Genomic DNA, 21344 nt, shown 5'->3' with positions numbered 1-21344 from the left:
TCAATTGCGTGATGCGACTATGGTCTATTCCCAGAAAAACGCTTTACGTGGCTCAGCTTTTGGCACCAACTGGTTCATGGTTTCGGCATCAAATAAACGGCCGTTTACCATGGTGTGGGTAACACGATCAGTCACTGAAATGTCTGCCAACGGATTACCGTCAATCACGATAATATCCGCAAGCTTCCCTTCTTTCAGCGAGCCAATGTATTTATCCATACCGAACTCTTTGGCTGGGTTAATGGTTGATGTTGCCAGTGCTTGCAGTGGCGTCATGCCACCTTGCGCCATCATCCAAATTTCCCAATGTTGCGCCAGGCCTTCACGTTGACCGTGCGCGCCAGCAACCACATCCACGCCAAGGTCTTGCAACTGTTTGGCAACGTCGGCGTTATTAAAGTGGTTGTAGTGATTGTGTGGCGCTTTTTCACGGCGCACAGAATTCACCAAAGCGTCCTGCGGAACAAACTTAGACAGTTTTGGATGCGCCCATACATCGGTTTCAGCGTACCAGTAGTTCTCACCCCAAATGCCGCCATAGGCAACGCCAAGCGTTGGCGTGTAATTGACGTCCGTTTGGCTCCAGAACTGCTCAATATCGTCATAGATTTTCGCAACTGGAATCGAATGCTCAACCGTGGTGTGGCCATCAGCAATCATGCTTAAGTTATGTTGCAGCAATGAACCGCCTTCTGGCACAACCATCATGCCCAATTCACGACCAGCCTGAATGATTTGCTGACGTTGATTACGGCGCGGTTGGTTGTAGCTTTTCACTGAGAACGCACCAACTTTTTGCAAGCGTTCAAGGTGGAACTTGGCGTCTTCCAAATCATCAACATGCGCGGTGTAGCCCGGACCATTGGCACCGTACAAAATCGTACCGGTGGAGAAGGTTCGCGGTGCAGCAATCAAGCCTGCTTTTTGTAGCTCACTGGCTGCAAAAATTTCAGTGGTATCATTTGACGGGTCATGAATTGACGTAACACCGAACGCTAAGGTGGCGTAAGTTTTCCAGTTTTGCTCTGGAATAATCTCGTTGTCACCCTGCGGACCATGCGCATGGCCATCGAACAAACCAGGCATGACCGTTTTACCGGTGGTATCGATAACCGTTGCGCCACTTGGTACGTTCACATCGTCAACGCTACCGACAGCCACAATCTTGTTACCTTTAACCACAACAGCGCCACGCTCAATCACTTGGTCGCCTTCCATGGTAATGACTTGCCCGCCAACAAACGCGACCGTTTCGTCGTGAATGCCAGCATCGGCATCAAAGCTAATATCAAGACCATTCGCCACTTGTTCGAATTCTGAATCGCCATCAATTCCGAACAGGCCGTTTACAGACGCATGGTACAACTCAGGGCCAAGTGACCAATACAAGGCCTGACCATCGCCACTCCAGGAAATATTTTCACCGGCACGAACGGACAGCTGCTCCACTGGGAACTGCTTATCCGTTGGGCTAATTTTAATTGGTGCACCACGCTCAACAAACGGCGTTACGAACACTTTAAACCGCTCTGCAAAAGCCAGATGTTGGCCGTCTGGTGACACGCGGAATTCCGTTGCATGTTCGGCGCTGTATAACGTGCGCGATTCTTTGGTGGTTAAATCCACGCTAATCAATGACGGTGAACCGTCAAACGCCATCAGATAAACACGATCATTGCGCGCACCGAACTGCGGCGAGCTGCCATTTTCATTGATTAAACGTGGCTCGGCGTTTTTATCCAAACTCAAGTGGTAAACACCCGGGTTCAAACCGTAGGTTTCGGCCGTGATATAACCACCACGCAATTTGCGATACACCACAGATTTGCCATCAGGGCTAAATACCGGCTCAACAAATTTGCCTTTGCCTGTTGGCAGTACTGTTTCTTTACCTGATTTCAAATCACGAACAATTAGTTGTCCTTGCTCTTGATCATCCCAGGTGGTGTAAATTAATTTGCTACCGTCACGCGAGTAGCTCGGATAAAGCTCCCAAGCGCCGTCACGGTTAGTTAAACGCTTCGGCTCGCCATTCGGCAGGCTACGCACATAGAGCTTGCCCAAGGCTTCAAATACAGCTTGTTTCGCGTTTGGCGCAACTTGCACCATGCGTAGCATTTTCACTTTGAACTTATCTTGATCAAGATTGGTTTCAAAATGCAGTGCATGCTGTACTTTTTTGGTGGTTTCAACGCTAAACGGAATCACGCGGGTGCTGCGGCTTTCCACATCAATTTGCATGATTTTACCGTCAGCCCAGAACACCATTTTTTTGCTGTCTGGCGTCCAGTCCATGGTTGGGTATACACCATGTATGGCCCATGTTTCTTGCATGTCGCGATCAAGCTGGCTATACAGCCGCGTTTTTTCGCCCGACTCTAAATTGTACAAATAAAGTACGCTATTAAAGTCTTCGCGCTTGATGTACGCCAAATGCTTACCATCAGGTGACGGTGTTGGACGAATTGCACCGCCCGCGCCACTTAAAATGACATCAATGTCGCCAGTTTCGCGGTCAAAGCGTTTAATTTCATAAATGCCTTCAAGCGAATCTTTGCTGTAATGGAATGTTTTGCCTGGCGTGTCGTCTTGTGAGAAATAGATATAACGGCCATCTGGCGAAAATGCCGGCTCGCCCAAATCTTTCTGGTCATTCGCGCGTTCGGTTAGCATAACGCCTGAACCACCTGAGCGGTGATACATCCAAACTTCACCCGCACCCAGTGAACGACGCGCGGTAAAGTGCTTACGGGCCACGATAAATTCGCTATCCGGGCTCCACGCAGGGCTGTTTAACAAGCGAAACGTTTCATCGGTTACTTGGCGCGGATTGCTGCCATCAGCATCCATGACCCAGATGTTATCGCCACCGTCAGCATCAGAGGTGTAGGCAATGTATTTGCCGTCTGGCGAGTACACAGGCTGCATATTCCACGCAATACCACCGACCAGTAACTCAGCATCGCCGCCGGTTGATGAAATGCGATATATGTCGCCAAGCATATCAAACACAATATGTTTGCCATCCGGGCTCATGTCGACATTCATCCAAGTACCTTCAGAGGTTTTAATCTGAATGTCCTTGAACTCGCCCTGAGGGTTGTTCACATCCCAATCCGTTTCGGTTTGAGCTTGTGCTGAATGTGAAAATGAAAGTGCAACGCTGACCGCAACGGCCAGCGTAGATAATTTTTTCATGACAAAACCTTTAATTTAATTATTTTTTAGCGATGACCCACACGGCATGCACGATGCCTGGAATATAGCCCAACAAAGTAAGCAGGATATTAATCCAGAAGTGCTTACCAATACCTACTTGCAAGAACACCCCAAGAGGTGGCAGTAAAATGGCAATGATAATTCGAATAAAATCGGCCATGGGTCATCTCCTCATTCATTAATATTTCGCGGCTTCGTCCTTTGCAGGAATAGTCGCTTTGATGAATTCGCGCAAGTCGTCATTTGAAAGCTTCAAATCTTCTGCACGCAAATACATCATGTGACCGCTGCGATAGCCTTTAAAACCAATACGATCAGCCATTTTGCCGCTTGGGTCGATGTGCCACATATTATATTTGGCATCAAAGTAGTTGGTTGCGCCGTCGTAGTAGCCCGACTGAATTAGTACGTTCAGGTATGGGTTTTGCGCCATAGCTTGACGTAGGTTTTCACCGGTATTGTTATTGCTGCGATCCCACGGGTGCACCGGACCAAACATGTTGTATTTCACGTCGGTTTTAAACTTCAGCTCTTCACGCAAGTAATAGTTGATAGCCGGCGTGAACGAATGCAACCACGAGGTTAACTCAGAGTTGTAATCTGGGCGTGAACCCACATCGTCTTTATCAATACCTAAGTAACGCGAATCGAGGCGACCGATGGTTTGGCTGCGATCACGCAATAATTCTTTCCAGAAAAATGAGGTGCTGATATCCAAGTTTGCGCGCATCACGGTTTGCTTATCCAAACCTGAATATTTGGCAACTTGCTCAGCAACTTCTTCTTTTTCAGCTGCAGGCAGTAACGCGCCTTTAGCCAACGCTGGCAGGTACACATTTAACGTGTATTGCTCAACTTCAGGAAGTAATTCAAGTAAGTCTTTTTTCAGCAAGTCGCTGTTTAGCGCATTGTGGTACCAAGCTGCGGCAGCAAAGTAAGGCAAGCGGTTCGCCGCTTTTACCGGACCATCGCGCTCAATGCCGATATCCGTTGGTGACACTAATACGACGCCGTTAAGGTACATCCACTGGCGGTTTTGCAGCTCAAGTGCCAGGCCAGAAACCCGCGTGGTGCCGTAACTTTCGCCAATCAGGTACTTCGGTGAGCGCCAGCGTTCATGACGCGTTACAAAGGTGTTTACCCAGTCAGCCAGGTATTTCACGTCAGCATTAACGCCAAAGAACATTTTTTGCAGTTCGTCACGTGAGTACTCGGTGCCGTCTTTCTTTGGCAACGGACGCGAGTAGCCGGTGTTCACTGGGTTTACAAACACGATATCCGCAACATCAAGTACTGAGTGTGGGTTATCTTTTACGCCGTATGGCATGATTGGGAAACCTTCATCATCTACGCGCAATGACTTCGGGCCCGTGTAAGCAATGTGCATCCATACAGACGCTGAACCTGGTCCGCCATTAAATGAAATCAGCAGCGGACGATCTTCGCGGTTTTTAACGTCTTGACGCTCATAATAGGTAAAGAATAATGCGGCTGTCGCTTCGCCGTTTTCATTGAACACCGGTTGTGTTCCGGTGGTGGCGGTGTATTTGAATCGTTGCCCATTGATATTGGTGCTGTGCTCAGTCACCACAACATCATCGGCTTTCATTTTTGCTTCAGGTAATTCAAATTCAGTTGCGGTAGCAACCAAGCTTGAACTCATCATCGCAGCTAAAATTAGATGCTTCATGCCCTTCATCATTACTTCCTCTCGTTTTTATCGTGCTTCCATTTAATGCAATACGGGTGCAAAGCTCAAGGTCAGTGAGCCAAACGCACCGATTTTCAAGATGGTCACGACGGTGACATTCGTTGCGACGTCAATGCGACATCGTTACGACATCAAAAGATAATACAAATAACCCAAGGCAAAGCCTGCAAGATAGACTAAACCTACCCACGCATAGACGTTAAGAAGCCGCGACATGGGCCGGCGTTTTGCCAATTGAAAGTTCAACCACGCAAAAAATGGCGTGGTTAAAAAGGCCAGGGTCATGGCGAATGTCAGCATAGGCCCCAGCGCACTTTTGAAATACATAATCACCAACATGCCCGCAATAGACTGCCCGATTATCCAAATATTGAGCGGAAAAGGTCGGTTGGGCTTACGGGTGGTGGATTTGGGTAGCAGCAAGCGCTGACTCTCGCGCAAGGTTCTTGCGTAGCCATCCAGCACCGCCAAGGTTGTACCAAACATACAGAGAAAGGCTATCGCACCCACTAAATATTCCGACCACTGCCCTATTGTACTGCCGTACATGCTGACAAACTGGCTGGCGAATTGGCTACCCGCCATGGCAATGGGTTGGTCACTGCCAAATTGCACCAAGGCGCCCAGTGCTAAGAACAACAATGCCAATGCGGCGGTAACCCAATAACCTAAATTGAAATCAAACAAACCATGGGCCAGCGTTACTTGGGTGAGCTTTTGTTTGCTGCGCAGCCACAGTGAACTAATGGCAGAGAGCTCAATGGGTACGGGCATCCAGCCCACCATGGCGACCAGAAACGCCAATGCGGACAACTTCCATGGCGAAGGCGCAACAAAGTCTGCGGGCGGCGGCACCGCGTTCCACCAAGCAATGCCAACGGCAATAACCGTCGCGATACTTAAACTTGCCATGATCCACTTCGACAGTTTATCCAAGGTGCGATATTGCCCGCCCAGTAGAATCAACCAACAGCTCACTAGAATTAACCAACTCAGCACGGTGGTCGATAATTGCGGAATAAATAGCTGCAATAGGCTTGCCGTTAGCAGCAGCACGCCGGCGGTATTGACCACCGCCGCAACCAAGTTGAGTGCGGTAAATGCCCACAGGTAAAAGCGCCCTTTGCGATGGTACCCGGCAATTAAACTCTCGTTGTGCTGCAAGGTGTACGAAACCGCAAAACGGAAGAATGGGTATTTGAGTACGTTAACCAGCAAAATGACCCACCACAGCTGCCAGCCGAATAGCGCACCGGCTTGTGTGGAAGCAACTAAATGAGACGCGCCAACAGCCGCAGCCGCCAGAATGACACCAGGGCCAATAGCACGTAACCGGGAAGATTGTGTGATATCTGTCATGCTTTTGTTCTTATAGTTTTTGATATGACGAGCTACAGCATAGCGCCAATTTCGCGGAAGCCAAAATTATGTTTATACTGGCTTAATCGCCGTTGTGACATAAGGACACAGACATGAGTGGCACTGAGCGCCAGTTAATCGTTAATGGCCAACAGGTACAATGGGAAAATTTACTCAAGTCGGGCGACCGAATATTTATTGGCACACACGCCGCGGTGCCCCACGCCCTGCTACATGATCTGACTGACCATTGTCAGCACTTTCATGATATTGAAATCATTCAAATTTACGCACTGGGTGACAACCACTGGGTGAACCCCGAGTACAGCCAAAACTTTAAAGTGAATTCCCTGTTTATCGGCGGCGAAAAAGTGCGAAAAGCCGTCGCCGAAGGCCGTGCCGATTATACGCCAGCCTTTATGTCTGATATTCCGTCGTTATTTAGTGAAGATATTTTACCCTTAGACGCGGCGCTTATTATGGTCAGCCCTGCCGATCAGTACGGCTACCATTCGCTGGGCGTGTCGGTGGATATTGTTTCGTCGGCGCTGCGCTCAGCGAAAAAAGTTATCGCGCAAGTGAACCCGAAAATGCCGGTAACCTTCGGCCAAGCCTTTATTCATAAAGGCCAAATAGATGCGTTTTTTGAGGCCGAGCAAGAGCTGCCCGAAATTTCAGCGCCGGAGCTTGACGCTGTGACCGAGCGCATCGGCCAGTACGTTTCATTGCTGGTGGAAGATGGTGCCACCATTCAAATTGGCTTTGGTAAAATCTGTGACGCGGTTTTACGGTATTTAAGTAACCACAAAGACTTAGGCCTGCACAGCGAGCTCATTACCGACGGCATTATGGAACTGATGCTGAGTGGCGTGATTAATAACCGTAAAAAAACCTATCACCAGCATAAAGCCGTGACCAGCTTTTGCATCGGCACCAAGAAGCTTTATGACTTTGTGAACAATAACCCGCACATTGGCTTCTACCCTTCGGAGTATGTGAACTCGCCGGCGAACATTGCCCGCAATGAAAAAATGGTTTCGATAAACAGCGCCATAGAAGTCGATTTAACCGGGCAAGTGGTTTCTGATTCCATTGGGCACCACTTATATAGCGGTATCGGCGGGCATGTTGATTTTACCCGCGGCGCCAGCATGAGCCCTGGCGGTAAACCTGTCATTGCGCTGCCTTCTACCGCGAAAGACGGCACCGTATCGCGTATTGTGCCGTTTATTACCGAAGGCGCCGGTGTGGCCACATCACGCGCCCATGTGTATTACGTGGTGACTGAATTTGGCGTGGCGTCGCTGCGCGGCAAAAGCATTCGCGAGCGCGCCCTTGAGCTCATTCGTGTTGCCCACCCCAAATTCCGTCAGCAATTGCTCGAAGAAGTGCGTAAACACTACTACGTGCCCCACTACCAAGTTTTGCATTCCGTTGAAGTGCCCGAGCTTGGCCCTGTTGGGTTTAAAGAAATTGTGATTAATGGCGAGTTTTTTGACTTGCGCCCACTCAACCCAAGTGACGAGCGGCGTCTGCAAGAGTTTTTCTACTCGCACACCAAAGAAACCCTGCAAATGCGCTACAACACAGTGCCAACCCAGATGAGCCGTGAGAAATCATGCACCTTGGTGAGTGTTGACCAGTCGCGCGATTTAGCGCTGTGTATTGTGCGGCAAAAGGGCTCGATGGCACAGATTCAAGCCGTTGGTCGCTATTACCTGCTACACGACGAAAAAAGCTGTGAAGTTGCCTTCGTTACGCGCGAAACTCAGCATGGTAAAGGTATGGCAACCCGCTTATTGGAAGAAATGAAGCGCATTGCGCGCGAGCGTGGCCTTGAACGCATGATGGCTTATGTGCGTTCTGAAAATGGCAAAATGCTGGCGGTGTTTGAGCGTGCGGGGTTTGTTCGTAAACCTTCAGAAGAACCGGGTGAGGTGTATTTACAACTCAATTTAAATGACGTTTCTAAAGACAGCGAGTGAAGTATGTCGATAACCGTATTTAGTCACCAATATTGCAGTTTGCATCGCGTTTCAGAAGTACACCCAGAAGAGCCGGCACGTATTGCAGCCATTAATGATCAGATTATTCGCTCTGGCATGGAGTTTGCGCTAACCCAGAAAGATGCCGAGCCAGCCGACCGTGAAGACTTACTCCGCGTGCACGCCGCCAATTACGTAGACGACGTGTTTGATCGCGCACCAACCGAACCCGATCAGCACATTTGGCTAGACCCCGACACCATGATGACAGCTGGCACACTGCGCGCTGCGTTGTACGCTGCTGGCAGCGGCATCTGCGCGGTCGACGAAGTGTTTACCGCCGAGAACCGCCGCGCGTTTTGCTCAGTTCGGCCACCCGGCCACCACGCCACGTGGGATGCCGCTATGGGGTTTTGCATTTTCAATAACGTAGCGGTGGCCACCGCATACGCCATGCATAAATATGGCCTTGAGCGCGTGGCGATTGTGGATTTCGATGTGCACCACGGTAACGGCACTGAAGACATCTTTTTAAACGACGAGCGGGTATTGTTTTGCAGCTCGTTTCAACACCCTTTGTATCCGAATTCGGGTACGGAAACCATTAGCCATGAGGTGATCAATATTCCATTACCCGCAGGCTGTGATGGCCCCACCTGGCAAGCCGCTGTGCGCGAACGCTGGTTCCCCGCCCTTGATGCCTTTGAACCGCAACTGATTATGGTTTCAGCGGGCTTCGACGGACATATGGAAGACGACATGGCGCAGTTCAATCTAACCGAAACCGACTACCATTGGATAGCTCAGGAACTGAAAGCGCTTGCTGAACGACATTGCGAAGGGCGTATTGTTGCGATGCTAGAAGGTGGCTATGACCATAGCTCGCTGGGGCGCAGTGTCGTGGCGTTTTTGAAGGGGATGCAGTAGGTTTTTTGGCTGTTTTTAGCTAGATGTTAACTCGCTGAAGAAGCAGCGGTGACATTGGTAGACTCCGTGGTCCTAACTTTCGCATTGTGCCAGATGCGGACGTTGCCGATGCGCTCTGCGGCAAATTTGGAGTACAGCGGAAAACTTTTCCAGCAGAAATGACTTGTTCGTCCTTTCTGTACTCACCGGTCCTTATTCTTCGCTCTATCTCGCCCGTATTGCGCCAATTGCATAACCTTTGCTTCCACCTGCTATAGATGCCACAGTACTACGACCACAGTTTTCACAAATAAAGTCAGTTTTATTTACGCCCGCATAAAGGCTACGGCATGAGCTGTCATCATCAACCAGCGTTGCATCGCAACGAGGACAAAAGCACCATACCTTGGAAATTCGATTTTCCACCCAAACCCATCGCCATTTGGCACCATGAATGAAATCTTCAATGTATGATTTAAATTCAGGTTCTTCCGACTCACCTTTTAGAGCCCGATAAATATTAACCAAACCAACACATGCCAGAATAAGGAGTAACAACCAACCCCAGCCCGGAAGATAATATGAAGCAACTAGAACTTCCCAACACCACACAAATCCAGACCATGCCATGACAAAAAGCTAATTAGATATCCTCTCAGAACCGGAAAATCCAAGAGAATCACTCCGGAAATTACTGAAGCAATAATTCCATTTCTTATTGATTTGAAAGAATTCTCGCTCATATTTCCCTTAAATACTAACACTTCAACAAAGGGGGCACTAGGACGTCCCACTTGCTTGACTTGTTATACCCTTGCTTGCCGCGAACTCATCAAGCTGTGATGTTAACTCTTCACGACTAGCACCACTTACTGGCATGATTTTTTTATTTGCTTTTTTGATTAATTCCAAAGCACTCTCAGTGAAACCATTCTTTGAGACTATTACATTTCCATCGGAATTGTATGGAAGATCTTCAATTATCTTGGACACTAAACTAGCGCTCAGCGGTTTTTTATGAGACTTAACTTCAAAGAAATAGCTCTTATCATAATCACTCAGAAAATAATCTATCTGGTACTTACGATTATTAAACTCAGCAATATAATTATGTATTAACTGAGAACGGTATCGTTTCAGTATTTCTCCAACTTCATTTTCATATTCAATTGCAGAATCAAGGTATTCTTGGATATTTCTTTCATTATCGCCTGCTTCTATGGAAATTTCTTTAACTTCGCCGCTGCTATTTTTTAAGAAAATAGTTTTATTAAACTTAGAATCGAGGCGCTTAATCATTCTGGCTGACAAAAAAGCGACAGCAGATGCCACTGCACTTATCAAGATTGCAACTAGTTCAAAAGCCATCACATCACCTCCTTGATACTGCTTAAAACAATACCAATCACATACATTGTTGCACCAATAACCACATGTGTTGGAAAATCAAATAACTTGGAAGTATCGCTTTGAATCGAAAGTGTGCAAACCCAAAACCACAAGAACAAAGAGATGAAAAGCAGTAACCATACTAAACTTACATAATTCTGGTCCCGCTTTGAAACCTGAACCCATTTTTCACCAAGCGATGACTTAACCTCAGAAACTTTCAGCCTTGTAAGGGGAACCATAAATGAAATTCCTGTTGCTGCCAAAGTAGGCCCAACGAACCCGAAGGTATCGACGTCTATTAAATTTCTTAGCAAAGCCTCAAATGAAACAAGTATAATGGGAAATCCGTAGATTAGAATTGAATGCATTTTTCCTGATTCCCTCCGATTAGCTCAGGTTCTGTTGGTAAAACATTTGTATATGCGAGTACCCACTTTGAATCGCCACTAGCTCACTAGAACGTTGGTTACGTCATTTCTATCGAGATTATCTCCATCGCCAAGCCCTTTAAGTGTATTAAATAATATTATCAGGCCTTACCATAACACTCACATAAAAGGCCGACAGATAGTTAGATCCCGCGCAACGAAGTGGAGCGATTTTTAATATGATTGTTATACATTTACTCGATCTTGAGATGACCTTTGAAGACCACATCAATTTCATTAAGCTGAGCAGTTAACCACTTCAGTACCTCAGCTTCTTCTTTGTGACGTTTTTGACTATGGTACAAGTGTAATTCTAAAGATTTTGAATGTAGTTCCTTCAGATAAGTAACAATTTTTTCGTCAAACAAGACGAACGCTCCTTTGGTATTCTGCAAGAAGGTAACCCGCTCGTAATCATCCATCTTTGCTGTTCTGATAAGTTGGCTTAAATAAAGCAATGCGGCTTCATAAATTGCATATCGTTTCTCAAATACTTCGTGTCTAAATCTTGATCTATTTAGTTTCCATTGCAGTACGGCAATCCCTATACCTAATACAGCTACTACTGGAGTTAATAGTGCCGAGGTAACATCAATCCAATCTTTTTCAAACGTCATTTGGCAATTCCCGATTTATGCATAACCCCGCGCTTTGTGAAAATTTGTCCAACAGCAGCGATTCGTTAGATTTTCAGCCATTGGGCTGCGTCATACTGCAATAGACTTCTCATCAAATTCATCTAATCCTTGGGTGTAGGCAGAGTAGTGTTTTCGGAGATACTCCAATCCGTCTGAACTATCGACGTTTATATCCAGTTGTTTACGGATAAACTCGTGTCTGTGTTTACACTCATTGATTAGTTCTGACCATGTTTTCACCCAAATCGTAACTCCATCAGCATTGTATAAAATACCGCGTTCTTGTTTATCGTCTGCTAATTCTCGTTTAGTATAGGCGTCGATTTCATTCGATATGATCCAAAAGTGCCACTTAGTATCCAATGCAGTAAACCGCTCATCATCCGAGACCGCAAAAGCATAAGACTTTATTTGCCCGAGCTCGGCTTGACCAATTTTCACTTTAGGTGCCTTTAACTCAACAATAAGGTGCTCACGTTCAGTTGGATGGTTGCGCGCAATACTCCGAGTTAGCATCAAGTCTACAATACCATTGGATTCATCCAAACGCTTTACAGGTTCATCTGGAAGAATAGCGATCCCTTTGCTTTCTAGATGCTTACTTAGCACTTTTGTCAGTGATTTGTCACTAACTGACAATGAAAATTGTTCACCAAATACCCATGTGTTTTCTTCGAGGAGTTTGTGAAGTTGGCTACGCTCTTTCAGTACCTTTTTAAGGTTTGGGTTGAATATAATTTCCTCCAACCCAGAGAGAAAACGCAACCTATCAGCCACCATCTTGGTAGCGCTGATAATTGCAGATAAAGACGCGTCCTTAAGCAACTCTGCAAATTCTTTCTGCTTTTCTTCGCTTAAGCTCAATACCTCTGTCAATATGGTATGGAGGTCACTCGGCTGGCTCGCGACAATTTGCTTCAACAGGCTTAGTTGAAACTTTTTCAATTGCAGAGCAGATTTATCAAACTCAGGCATAAGATCGTTGATATTGAGTGCAAGGAAATCAAACATTTGTTTTTCAGCACGCTCAACATGCCCTATAACTTCACCCGAATACGGATAAACGTTCTCACTTTTCCATTTTTCTATTTGGTTAGAAGAGCGAGTTATTTTTCTTCTAACTAGGTAATCTTTAATTCGGTTTACTGCGTCATCAATAGGAGCCCGTAAAGATCTTTCTAAATCCCCTAAACCGAGTGCACCAACTCTATTCAGTTCACTTATGTGCTCAGATTTCAAATATGCAGTGAAAGAAAACTCAGCACTCCCTTTAATTTTTTTATCCAACGGAAGCAATGGGAATCCCGCATGATTACACAACTGAATTTGATTTTTCGCTGTGGTATTCCACTCAATAATCTCCAGTTCATAGTCATACACCCTTCCTTCGTATAAAACTTTGGAAAGTTCAACAGTTTCGGAGTTGTTTATAACTGAGCTTGGATCAACTCGTTTCCCATTAACATATAGCTTGACTTCTTTATATGCAGCCAAATAGGTAGCAAAGGTAGAGGTGAGGTGTTCAATTAGTCTTCCATCGGTCAACGAAGTAAATTCTTTAATTGGCTCTAAAATAGACACTCTCGTACCTGATTTTGCAACTTCACTTGTTTTCTTATCACTTAACGAAAAGCTTTTTTTATCGTCGGAAAAACCTTTTATTTGATATTCGAAATACTGGCTGTCATGAGACTGATACCTTGTGGTCCACTCTACAACTCTGCCAACAGAAAATGACTTAAAACGCCCCTGCCCTTCTCTTCCATGAAGAAATCTTCCATTTGGAGACTGACCTTTATCATTTTTCCAAGAGCCTCCCAAGCCTTTGAAATATGCAGAAGCCTTATCGTAATCCACTCCATGCCCATCATCTTTGACGTGAATTGCAGATATACCCATATCACCACTGTCAACAATAACTTCAACGGTATTTGCATCTGCGTCCAAGGCATTCCAAACGAGCTCAGTGACAGCAGTTAATGGACTCGATTTTGATACCTTGTCTAGATGATCGCTCTGGACCTCTACTTGAATTTTTTTGCTCATAATCGTTCCTTGAAATTCGGGCCTACCAATACTTGTTTACAGTCAAAGAGGGCTTTTTAGCTAATGACCTTAGCTATTCCATATCTTTTAGATAAACTACCAGACTCATTGATAAATGTCTGCTTTTCACTCAAGGCCGACCATAATGTCTAAACTTCAAATACTTAGCGACTACAAAGCTACCCAAAATTCCAATAACTCTGTCCGCTATCCGGGTCTCGATCATGAATTTTCATCGGTCGACGACGTTTCAGTAGACCCCGCAACTTATTCCAGAAGTGATACCAGCGACTAATCAAACGCGGGAATAGGTGAATTCCGCGCCTATGCACAAATGTGCGCCGAGCATCAAAAATTACCGCCATTTGCAGGTCGTGCGCGCTAAGTGTGGTGCGCCCAACATACATCGATAGATCAATTTCAATGGTATCAATGTTGAATGCGAGGAGCCGCTCGCGCTTATACTCAGATACGGCATGAGTGACCTTAATTTCTATAAATATTTCCTGACTGCCAACACGCGCAGTAACATCCGGACGGATCACGTGAGGTCCACGTATATGACTCTTTTCTAGTTGAACATACTCCAGTTCTGCAGGACCAAGCTGATCAGGAAGCTCGACTAGTTTGAAGAATTCAAGGATCCGCTTAGCTTCTCGGTGCAACCTTGTCTCACCATTGATACGGTGCTGATGTTTTTTTAGTGATTTGTGTCGAAAGTGCCGCTTTTTAACAGTACCCATTATGGGAAATAACTGAGTACCGCACACTTTACAAATATAATTCTTACTATTTAAGGCGTTACTGATGTGTATGGTTCGACCTGTCTCGATATCAGTCGCAAATGCTTCCACGTCATGTTCCTCTTGTTCCTAATCTCGAGGCATATTGACTTACGCTGTCAGGAGGCAGTAGGGTGTCGAAGGGAGTCATAGGGAGTCACACAAAGTGAGTAATCAAGACAATGTGTTAGCCGCTAGGGTTGGGTTGAAGTGGCTTGAGGAGCAACAAAAGGTTGCCGGTAATCGCACAAGGATTCACCGGTTATTTCAGCAAATATGCGAACAGGTCATCGCAGCAGCAGGCGCTAAAACGAGTTTTGTGATTAAAGACATATTAGAGTCGGAACACGAGAGCGAATCAGGTAGTCAAGTTCGGAAAAAATTCAAAGAGCTGGGAGAGTGGTTGTCGGAACGTGCGGATGTATTGGCAGAATCGGCGGTGGACAATAATTTTAAAGTTTATCCAACAGGTCAAGTCACTAAAGGTGATCGAGTTCTTGTTTTTACTTTTTCAGCACGAGATATAGATCTTCGTTTTACCCCCTCCAAGAACGATATCCCTGAAGGAGCTATACGCTACACTTTCGAAACACGCCGTGAGTTAAATATGTGGCTGCGATGGCTGTATGGTGCGCAGCTTGGTCTTATCCCAGCAATTCTGATGGTCGTATTACTATTTGGTTTTGCTGGCTTCATGATTCTATTGATAATAGGTTCACTTTACAGTGCCGTGTACCAGCCCAGTATATATAATTGGCTATTAACAACTTTGCTGATTATTGTCAGTGCCAAATTTTATAAACACTGGCGACGCTTTTATGAATTACCGGAACGCCGAGTAGTCTTGATGCCAGACTTACTAGCTGGCAGGCTCACACCTACCGCTCTGGTATTACATCATCAAGACGATGAACGACTTCCCAGATTAAATGTAATTGCAGCGACTGCAAAATGTCCGGTTTGCGGTGGTACAATTGTGCTACGCGCCGACAAAGACAATCGGGTTTATGGAGCTTGTACCGTAAACCCAAATGAGCATACATTTAGTTTTGATTATACGAAAAAACTGGGACGGCGACGAAACTAGCAACGCCTGTCAAAAACTAGAACTTTAATGCCGTTTCAGGTCAGATATTTGACCAGATAATTAGCTACCTGGTTACTACTTATCTGGTCTCTCGCTGCGGTCGTTAGATCCCTTTTGACAACATGTTGATAGCGCGTGAGAAGTCACCACCAAAGCCTACCTTTGATATTTCAATTCGTTCATTTAATCCTGTGTCACTTGTAAAGCTTAGGTCTTCGTACAAGACTATTGGTAGTTCTAGGTTGTCTTTAAATCGTTTATCTGGACCGCCCCGTTTATTGACGTACTTCCAGGTTCTATCAACAACCTTTGCATCTCTTGGTAAACTGCCATGTTCGATGAATCTCGTATTTTCCACAAATACTCTAAGATTTTGATAGCTCACAGCACCAACACCATTTGGTTCAAATATAAGAACCTTATCCGGGAAAAAATACAGCGTTTGCTTTCCGACGGGGATAAATGGAACTGAAACATTGGATTTCACATACGGTGGATTTCCTAAGCCCAGAGATATTGAAGTTCTTTTGATTACGCTCGTGGCGCCCGCATTACGCTTTCTGTCTTTGACAGAGCCCTCTGCTTCGACATGCCATTTGCTCGATGATGATGAAAGCTGACCGAAAGAATCGTGAAGCTTCTGGTAAAGCGCTTCGATTTCTGGTTCAAGCTCGAAAAATAGAACAGTTGTTTTTCTTAAGCTATCCTTGACCGATGCAAAAATAGTGAGAGCGATAGTAATGACAGCTATGATGAATGCAACGATTGGAGTTTCTGAATTTTGGAAGGCGACAAACGTTAAAAAAGTTCCAATTGTGCCGATAAAAGGCCATATCCTGATTTTTTTTATTTTGTCATTCATTTCCGCAACAAGAGCAGCCGAAGATGAATCTACCATTTGCGTGATATGAGCACTTTCTATTTCCTTTAATGGATCATGTTCAATTTCGGTATCGCTTTGCTGTAATGTAGGCGTATGCGATTGCTGATTTATTTCGGTCGAACCGGAGGGTAAAGTTCTTCTATAATATAGACCACCCCTTCCCATGTGGACGTAATTGCCCCGAGGCCCAGTCCCGAAACGAAGACCTTTAACTCCTGCTGATACGCCCACACTCGATTTTGATAAGTTGAACCTGAAAGGTCCGACGCTAATAGCTTTCCGAATGTAAAACCCCATCTATGGAACTCCCTTTTGCCTATTAGCTCTTCGCTCAAAAAAATTTTACTTTCTAGGACTGCTTAAATATTTTTTAGTGGTCAGTGGAGCTAGCTTTCTATATGCATTTTACCTGTGATACCTATATACAGCCGAACTTCAACCACCATAAATCGCACTCTAAAGGAAATTCGACTTGAACTCACACTCATCAATCAATTCGTGTCTGAGAACGCAATTTCAAGAGATTCAGCCCGTAATTTTAATTTGGTGACTGTGTCTTCAAATAGATATTTTGGTACATCACGAAGCGACAACTGACAATGAAGACAAATCTTGCGTTCCTCGTCATTTTCATGCCCGTTTGCACATACCCATACTCGCGCAACACGACCAAGAGATTTCTTCTTATCAGTAATCTCGCGTTTAATTGGAAATCGATTCTCAATATTTTTTAGCATCGCCCTGATTCTAAAAATGTCCTGGGCTTCGTAATATGGTTGTTTTGAAAAGCACGCAACTAATCCCGCAATTGCCAACTCGTCATTGTTCATTTGAAGTAGTTTTGAGATGTGCTCATCGTCGTAAATGTCGAAATGTTGCGCTAGCACACCAAGATAGCTAAGTGAACTTAGAGGATTTTCTAAATTTTGAATTTCCTCATAAATCAAGCTCTGCAATTCATCTGCTGAAAACAGCATCAGATAGGAGAGCATTTGATTTCTTCCTTGGTCACTAGAATCCATCTCGTACTTGGAGCGTAAAAAGCGTTTTACTAGTAATCTAGCGACGTCAAGCTTTGGCAATAATGCAAAAACATCTTTGTATGCTTTAAATAATTGCTCCAACGAGAGTTCTTCATCTGCCGATTGCAACTCTTTTAATCGAACTCTCTGCTTAACATCTTCAGAGCTAAGCAGAGTGGTGACAACATCAGACAGCTGACTTCCAATTCCTGAAATATCAGCTTGTTTTAATACTACTGCCGTTGCTGTCACCGTAATCATTAGCATTTGTGTATTCTTACCAGAGATTTGGTCATTGTCTACGGATAGTCCTACGACGGCATTCGCGCCGAGTGCTCGAGCTTTATTTTCTAGTTCATTAATTGCTTCTTCGCGGATAGATTCAAGCTGCTTCTTATATGCAATAGATCGACCTCCGAAAAAATCAGAGAACGAAGCTGCAATATCTGAAAATATCCCCGTCCCGGTCACAACGTTACTGGTGACGACGCCTAAATATTTTTCAACTTCATATCCATCAAAGCTCGGCGACGTTGTCATTAGAAAAGCATGCTTCATATCGTTAGTCCCTTAAACATATATCAAATAATCGTTACATAGTTTTAACATGACTTCAGATTATCACAAAGTTTTCAAGCTCGGCGAACGTCCGTTTCTCATTCAAAATCCACATCCAAGCTGACGGAAAAAACTCCAAAAGTGACTGACACATGGGATTTAGTTCAAACGTAGAGCGAACTTTTAGTTCGGTCTATTATCGATTCAATTGTAATAGACTATGTGGAAACGAAAGATTACTTAATCAATTTTTGTTATATCCAAAAATGTTGGTTCGCAGTGTCTTCTTCCACCACTGCTCACGATTTATTACAACATCCTTACTGACTTTCGATTTGTAAATATCTAATATCGAAAAGTAAAAATTATTCTTTATGTGTTCAGAGGCCAGCTTTTTAAGATCGGCATTCCCGCCGTGTCCTGAGCTCATATAGTCCTTCCAGCGGTTATATAACATCTGATCACCGGTTGCTGAACCCACATACATTTTACCGTTGGAGCGATCCGTTATCAGATATACAGCCTGTTGATTTTCCAATGCCGTTTTCCACGCAATAGTGTCAATGACATGATTGAGCTCTTGCCATGAAATTCTAACGTTGTCATAACCTGGAAAGTCATCATTGCTGTAGACATTTTCCAATATGCGGCTTACTTTGCATTCATCAATTAACGTCGCTGCGTTTCTTATTAGTTTTTGCGCACGGTTTTTATATGAAATAATCACACGCCCCAAATATTTTTGATATTCACCAATATTGATAGCTTGATATCCGACACCGTTAAAAGCATTCAAATCTTCAGTAATTCGCACAGCTCGAACAAGTAACCACTTATCACCATGCAAACGGATAAATCCAAATACCGTGTCTCCGATCTTAAATGAGCGAAGCTTTGCATAATTCCAAAGCAACCATTCATCGATTTTATCTGGTTCACGCTTAAAAATATCGAGAGGGTCGCCACTATAGTGCGGGGTCATGAAGCGGAACTTGATATCTGCTAACTTACTGAGATTTAGTAGGTCATTAAGTGCAATGTCGTTGCCCATTTTTGCTGTATCCCTGTTTATATTACTGACGCAGAACATGTTAGAGCACAACTGCAGTATCTAAGCATCTCTTAGATATTGAATGTGCATTAAAGATATAACACCACATTTATAACACAGTTTTAATGATCAGCTTTCACCTAGTAGGTTATGAAAATAAATTTAAGAAAGCGGATGCTGAGTGTCTAGTGAACTAATGGCGATTCAATAATAGAAACTCACCCTATAGCTAATTTTCTCAATAAGCTGGGGCAGTCAGATGCTTATATAGACAGCTACATTTCTGCAATCGATAGATTTAGAGAGTTAGACAACCAGTGCCACCTAAAACGGCCAAACGAGGAATAAATGGATTCCCCAGCTTTTACTGAACGGTTTGTCTTACTATGAAACGAAAGGTTTACTTCGAGCAATTTCGGACGGGCTTAGATTTGAGACTAGTTTCGTTCTCCGTTCGAACGCTAAAACCGTGTCGATTCGCTTCTAGCCCGCAGGCGTTAAGTATAACAAGGCTAGAAATATCGTGACCAGAAAAAAGATGACTGCCAGATAAGGTTTGAGCTAATAGATATCTTGAACCAGACCAAGTAACTCTATTTTACAGATTGGTAGTGTTACAGAAAACTTTTAACGTTCGAGTAATCATGTACATGATTGGCAATCACTTCCCGCCCTTTATTCAAGGTGCAAACTAAATGCTCGTAATCTTCTTTTGTTCTTAAAGGATGTGCAGCATTCTTGTTGACTAAACTTTGCGTACCTTCGCAATTCAAATTTAATCTATTAGTCGCGTCTTCTGGAACGACACAAAACAAAGGTCTCTTTTCTTGGTTACAGAATTCAGCTTGAGTCATACTGCCACTATTTAGCGCAGCTTCAACAATTACGGATCCAGCAGACAACCCCACTTGAATTCGATTTCTTTGTACAAATGTTGGTTTGCTTGGCGCTCTGCCAATTGGAAATTCGGACACCCAAGCGCCACCTGAATCAAGGATTTCTTCCCCAAGGCGTGAATTTTGCTTTGGTTTTGCTTCCTCCAGCCCATGAGCAAGAACAGCAATAGTCTTCCCCTTTGCCGATATAGCAGCGCGATGCGCTGCACAGTCGACGCCTATTGCTAAACCGCTGACTATACAATAATCCTCTTTTACAAGGCGGCTCACTATCCGCCTAGTAATCTCAGCACCCGCACTAGATACTTCCCTTGAACCAACAACAGCAACGCCCGGACTTTCACCAAGTAAATTCGAGTTCCCTTTTACATACAATAAAGCCGGAGGGCGTGACGTAATTAGCAGCGAGCTCGGGTATCTTGGATCAAAAATCGAAATAATATCAATAGAATCAAGCGTATGCTTACGCACTAATTCGAACCCTTTATCGAAAATTTCCATATAAATTTTTTCATTTAAAAATTTTAACCCATTTAACCTATCTACTATTGCCGCTCGATCTTCAAAGTCGCCGACTCCGGCAAGTCGGAATAATCGAAGTAGCATCGCTTCACTACACAGCTTGTATGTCTGCATCGCGGTGCCTAGGGCTACTATATTTAACAATCCATTCTGATTCATAACTAGTATGTTGTTTCCATTAAAGCGACGGGTACTATGAGTACTGCCTTTGCGTCTTGAATTAGATTATGGCATGCGGTAATTGTACTTCCTGTGGTTTTTACGTCATCTAAAATTAATACGCGCTTCCCATGAACATCTATAGGAGAAACCACATTAATACTATTCAGGTGGGTCGCTATGCTTCTTTTCCCTCCGTCTTTGTGGGAGCTTGGCACCGTAACATGCCTTGTCAATATCTGTGAGAATGACCAAAGTGGAAAGTGTTGGCATACTTTCCGAGCAACAGTACAAAGCGCAGGTGATATGCGACCAGCAGTGTGAGATGGCACGACTGTTACGATAAATTCATGAGCCGTAATCGGTCGGCGTTGATATGTTAACGTTTGAAGGTTTAATATCAATGATTTAGTAAAGTATTTCACTGCCTTTTCGTGGTTACAATTAGTCGGGTCTTTGAAATCCATCATGAGTTTGGATTTACTATCACATTTAAGGTTTTGTACTCCTGCAATGCGATAAGGGTGGTACTCATCAAAACAAAATATTTTGGGTTGTTGAAACGGCATACAACAAATCCTTTTGCATAAAAGTTTTGTTACGTTAAACGTAAAATATAAGTTCAGCAACCATTTCACATGCTTTGGGGGTAACTGAATCACCACTAGTTCAATAGAGTTATCTTAAACAAACTTGGGAG

General features: G+C 44.5%; 17 protein-coding genes. 3 read left to right on the top strand and 14 right to left on the bottom strand.

The genetic code is table 11. The features are described 5' to 3' along the window. Window positions 1–24 precede the first annotated feature (24 nt). From ACN0UN_RS08555 to ACN0UN_RS08540, 4 genes are all read right to left on the bottom strand, one after another. Entirely contained in the window at window positions 25–3198 is a 3174-nt protein-coding gene (locus ACN0UN_RS08555) for an amidohydrolase family protein (protein ID WP_417659608.1), read from the bottom strand. Between the two features lie 19 nt (window positions 3199–3217). After that, window positions 3218–3379: a YqaE/Pmp3 family membrane protein gene (locus ACN0UN_RS08550; RefSeq protein ID WP_417659607.1), complete on the bottom strand. Its 162-nt coding sequence runs from the start codon at window positions 3377–3379 to the stop codon at window positions 3218–3220. Window positions 3380–3397: 18 nt separating this feature from the next. Continuing rightward, complete coding sequence (locus tag ACN0UN_RS08545) at window positions 3398–4909, bottom strand: S10 family peptidase (protein ID WP_417659606.1); 1512 nt, start codon at window positions 4907–4909, stop codon at window positions 3398–3400. Between the two features lie 144 nt (window positions 4910–5053). Further along, entirely contained in the window at window positions 5054–6289 is a 1236-nt protein-coding gene (locus ACN0UN_RS08540) for an NRAMP family divalent metal transporter (protein ID WP_417659605.1), read from the bottom strand. Between the two features lie 113 nt (window positions 6290–6402). Between ACN0UN_RS08540 and ACN0UN_RS08535 the strand changes: the two genes are divergently transcribed. Both ACN0UN_RS08535 and ACN0UN_RS08530 read left to right on the top strand, forming a co-directional pair. Continuing rightward, window positions 6403–8274 carry a GNAT family N-acetyltransferase gene (locus ACN0UN_RS08535; RefSeq protein WP_128353147.1) on the top strand — a complete coding sequence of 624 codons (1872 nt, stop codon included), beginning with the start codon at window positions 6403–6405 and terminating at the stop codon, window positions 8272–8274. A 3-nt stretch (window positions 8275–8277) separates the two neighbouring features. Further along, window positions 8278–9201: a histone deacetylase family protein gene (locus ACN0UN_RS08530; protein WP_417659604.1), complete on the top strand. Its 924-nt coding sequence runs from the start codon at window positions 8278–8280 to the stop codon at window positions 9199–9201. A 759-nt stretch (window positions 9202–9960) separates the two neighbouring features. Here ACN0UN_RS08530 and ACN0UN_RS08525 read toward each other — a convergent pair. The 5 genes from ACN0UN_RS08525 to ACN0UN_RS08505 form a co-directional block, all read right to left on the bottom strand. After that, window positions 9961–10548: a hypothetical protein gene (locus ACN0UN_RS08525; protein WP_417659603.1), complete on the bottom strand. Its 588-nt coding sequence runs from the start codon at window positions 10546–10548 to the stop codon at window positions 9961–9963. Beyond that, complete coding sequence (locus tag ACN0UN_RS08520; RefSeq protein ID WP_417659602.1) at window positions 10548–10940, bottom strand: hypothetical protein; 393 nt, start codon at window positions 10938–10940, stop codon at window positions 10548–10550. The genes ACN0UN_RS08525 and ACN0UN_RS08520 overlap by 1 nt, the downstream gene beginning before the upstream one ends. 254 nt (window positions 10941–11194) lie before the next feature. Next, window positions 11195–11617 carry a hypothetical protein gene (locus ACN0UN_RS08515; RefSeq protein WP_417659601.1) on the bottom strand — a complete coding sequence of 141 codons (423 nt, stop codon included), beginning with the start codon at window positions 11615–11617 and terminating at the stop codon, window positions 11195–11197. A 90-nt stretch (window positions 11618–11707) separates the two neighbouring features. Further along, a complete protein-coding gene (locus tag ACN0UN_RS08510) occupies window positions 11708–13684 on the bottom strand; it encodes an ATP-binding protein (RefSeq protein ID WP_417659600.1) in 1977 nt (658 codons plus the stop codon). Between the two features lie 179 nt (window positions 13685–13863). Next, entirely contained in the window at window positions 13864–14538 is a 675-nt protein-coding gene (locus ACN0UN_RS08505) for a competence protein CoiA family protein (RefSeq protein WP_417659599.1), read from the bottom strand. 94 nt (window positions 14539–14632) lie between these two features. Here ACN0UN_RS08505 and ACN0UN_RS08500 point away from each other — a divergent pair, with 94 nt between their 5' ends. Further along, window positions 14633–15553 carry a hypothetical protein gene (locus ACN0UN_RS08500; protein WP_417659598.1) on the top strand — a complete coding sequence of 307 codons (921 nt, stop codon included), beginning with the start codon at window positions 14633–14635 and terminating at the stop codon, window positions 15551–15553. A gap of 103 nt (window positions 15554–15656) precedes the next feature. Here the strand turns inward: ACN0UN_RS08500 and ACN0UN_RS08495 are convergent, their stop codons facing one another. The 5 genes from ACN0UN_RS08495 to ACN0UN_RS08475 form a co-directional block, all read right to left on the bottom strand. Next, window positions 15657–16733, bottom strand: coding sequence for a DUF4236 domain-containing protein (locus tag ACN0UN_RS08495; protein WP_417659597.1), 1077 nt, complete (start codon window positions 16731–16733; stop codon window positions 15657–15659). A 194-nt stretch (window positions 16734–16927) separates the two neighbouring features. Continuing rightward, a complete protein-coding gene (locus ACN0UN_RS08490) occupies window positions 16928–18016 on the bottom strand; it encodes a YbjQ family protein (RefSeq protein WP_417659596.1) in 1089 nt (362 codons plus the stop codon). Window positions 18017–18260: 244 nt separating this feature from the next. Continuing rightward, window positions 18261–19067 carry a GIY-YIG nuclease family protein gene (locus ACN0UN_RS08485; RefSeq protein ID WP_417659595.1) on the bottom strand — a complete coding sequence of 269 codons (807 nt, stop codon included), beginning with the start codon at window positions 19065–19067 and terminating at the stop codon, window positions 18261–18263. A gap of 614 nt (window positions 19068–19681) precedes the next feature. Continuing rightward, entirely contained in the window at window positions 19682–20644 is a 963-nt protein-coding gene (locus tag ACN0UN_RS08480; protein ID WP_417659594.1) for a DNA-processing protein DprA, read from the bottom strand. 2 nt (window positions 20645–20646) lie between these two features. Next, window positions 20647–21213, bottom strand: coding sequence for a ComF family protein (locus ACN0UN_RS08475; RefSeq protein WP_417659593.1), 567 nt, complete (start codon window positions 21211–21213; stop codon window positions 20647–20649). Window positions 21214–21344: the final 131 nt, after the last annotated feature.

Source organism: Pseudidiomarina sp. (assembly GCF_048267825.1).
Lineage (GTDB): Bacteria > Pseudomonadota > Gammaproteobacteria > Enterobacterales > Alteromonadaceae > Pseudidiomarina.
The sequence above is the reverse complement of the archived record's forward strand: the minus strand, read 5'-3'. Positions and strand labels throughout refer to the sequence as shown.